Here is a 2,697-nt window from a genome sequence, read left to right as displayed (position 1 = left end):
CGCGCGGCAGCTTCGAGGAGCGACGCTCGCTCTTCGGCAGCTTCGGTGCTCGCTACTACCAGCGTTACTTCCTCGACGGCACGGTGAGCAGCAACTTCAGCTACGACGTGCGTCGCAATCTCGTCAGCGACGCTTTCGCCTGGGGACTGCATGGCACGCACAACCAGGAGATCGGCGAGCGCACGAAGCTGAACGCCGACGTCGATTTCGTCAGCAGCGAGGAGCTGCGCGACATCGACAACTACACAGTTGAGCAGACGGTCAACCAGCGCCTCACCTCGAATGTCGGTCTCAGTCGGAAGTGGGACAATCTCTCACTGAACAGCAGCTACAAGCGCACGCAGATCCTCAACCAGGAGGACGCGGATCCGAAGACCGACAACCTCCTGCTCGAGGAGTCGATTCCCGTCTCCTTCAGCGCGACGCCGCTACCCCTGCTGCCCGGCCTGCACGGTCGGGACGGTTTACGGGGCGCGCTCGCCGGGCTCAAGCTGACCCCGCGCCTGAGCTACACGCGCGCGACGCGCAACTACGAGACGAAGCGCGTGGTGACGGAGTCCGCCTCGACAGGCAGCAGCCTGGGTCTCAACTTCAAGCTGGGCCTGCTCACGGTGCGGCCCGGCCTGAGCGCCTCGGAGAACTGGAACCGCAGCAACCAGCCCGTCGCCGTAGCGGGCCGAGCACGCTTCGGCAAGGGCGACATCCTGCCGCCGGGCGTGAGCCCACTCGTGCCGACGGGCGAGACGGCGGCGCTGGCCAGCGTCGCCGGCAGCGAAATCCGCGGCGGCGAGTTCAGCCACCGCTGGAGCGCGAGCACGGCGGTCTCGCTGAAGCTCTTCGGGCTCTTCTACCCGCGTCTCGGTCGCTTGACGGGGGTCCGCCACACGCTGGCGCCGGCGGCGAGCTGGAGCTACGCCGAGAACCGGGGCAAGACCTTCAGCCTCAGCCGCAGCGTCAACCTCTCGCTGGACAACAGTCTCGATCTCAAGCTGGGCGAGGGGGAAAAGGCCGAGCGCAAGCCGGGCGTGCTCACCTGGAATCTGACGACCGGCTACGACCTCACGAAGCGAGCGGACGAGCGGCCCTGGAGCGCCCTCAGCAGCAGCTTCCAGTTCAATCCGCTGCCGGCCTTCAACCTGGCGCTGCGCCAATCCTACGATGTCAACGAGGGCGAGAAGCTCAGCACCACCTTCTCGGGGAGTCTGAGCCTGAGCGGGAGCTTCCGCTACGGCAACGTCGAGCGCAACGAGCAGCAACGGAATCTGGTGCTCGAGCGCGAAGGCGCGACGCCGGCAGCGCCGGCCGCGCCGGCACCGGATGCCTTCGACCCGAACGCGCCGCTGCGCGAGAGCGAGCCGTCGGCGGCGGGTGGCGCGGCGGCGAGCCCGAATGGAGCGCAGCGCTGGAACCTATCCACGAGCTTCACATTGAACCGCACCCCTGCGAGTGCGCCCAGCCCCACGATCAACGTCGGCGGCCGGCTCGATCTAACGGAGAACTGGAGCCTTGACTATCGAACCAGCTTGAATCTCGCGGACGGCGTTCTCGGCACGCAGTCGATCCACCTGACGCGCGATCTGCACTGCTGGGAAGCCAGCTTCTCGCGGCTTGTCTTCCAGGGACGGGAGCAGTACTATTTCCGCATCTATCTGAAGGCCCATCCTGAGGATATCAAGATCGAGTCGGGCGACCGCAACGCTGGGTTCGGTGGTTTCTAGGCACGATCGCTGCACGTGATCGAACGCGCGGAGGCATCGCGATGAACAGGGCGGAACTCGCCGACCGGCTTGCAGAAGCCAGCGGCCTCAGCCGCAAGGATGCGCGCAGCGCGGTGGATGCGCTCTTCGCCACGGATCCGCGCAACGGCGTCATCGCCAATGCGCTCGACAGCGGCGAGAAGGTGCAGATCACCGGATTCGGCACCTTCGAATTGCGCTCGCGAAAGGCGCGGACGGGCCGCAATCCGCGCACGGGCGAGGAGATCCCGATCGCCGCGAGCCGGCAGCCCGTCTTTGCCGCGGGCAAGAGCCTGAAGGATCGCTACAACGGCTGAGCCCTGCGGGGCCGCCAGCAGCAAAGGAGAACCGGCGAGAATGCGCCATCTGCGAACGCGCCTGCTCTGGAGTAGCCTGCTCCTCCTCGCGAATGCCGCGCTGACCGTGCGCGCCGCGCTCGCCGACGTCGACGTGGTCATCGGCTACGAGACCCGTGCCGTCGGCGAGCTCGACGAGTGTGGCTGAAAGAGCAAGCAGAAAGGCGGCGCTGCCCGGCGGGCAGCGCTCATCGCGACCCTCCGTGAGGAAAACGAGAACGTCCTGATCCTGAGCGGGGGGGACAACATCTCCAATCAGAAGGACCGACAGTGGGAGCGGCAGTCGCTCCTGTTGATGGATCTGCTCGGCGATATGGGCCTGAGCGCGACCGGCGTGCAAAGCCAGGATCTCTACCTGGGCCTGGACGTGTTCAAGGGCTTCGGCGAGCGCGAGGGCTATGCCCAGCTCTGCGGCAATCTCGTCGACGGCAGCGGCAAGCCGGTTTTCCCCGCCTACCGGGTCTTCACCTACGGCGGCAAGAAGCTAGGCGTGCTCGGGGTGACGGATCCCCGTCTGCAGCACGGGGTGGAGAAGTTGCCGGAGGGCTTCAAGTTCGCCGACCCGGCGCCCGTGATCGCCGAGGGCGTGCGCGCCCTGCGCGAGC

Annotated in this window: 2 protein-coding genes; both read left to right on the top strand. The window is 66.8% G+C overall.

The features are described 5' to 3' along the window. Positions 1 to 1,759: 1,759 nt before the first annotated feature. Positions 1,760 to 2,053, top strand: a complete 294-nt coding sequence (locus FJ251_15285) for an HU family DNA-binding protein (protein MBM4119065.1) — start codon at positions 1,760 to 1,762, stop codon at positions 2,051 to 2,053. A gap of 331 nt (positions 2,054 to 2,384) precedes the next feature. Continuing rightward, the coding region (locus FJ251_15280) for a hypothetical protein (GenBank protein MBM4119064.1) at positions 2,385 to 2,697 on the top strand (313 nt) is incomplete at its 3' end.

The organism is bacterium (genome assembly GCA_016873475.1).
Lineage (GTDB): Bacteria > Krumholzibacteriota > Krumholzibacteriia > JACNKJ01 > JACNKJ01 > VGXI01.
Note: the sequence above shows the minus strand (reverse complement) of the source record. Positions and strands in the feature narration are given on the sequence as shown.

Bases quoted from the DNA above. Each gene is read 5' to 3' on its own strand.
- FJ251_15285 (MBM4119065.1), top strand. From the start codon at position 1,760: ATGAACAGGGCGGAACTCGCCGACCGGCTTGCAGAAGCCAGCGGCCTC.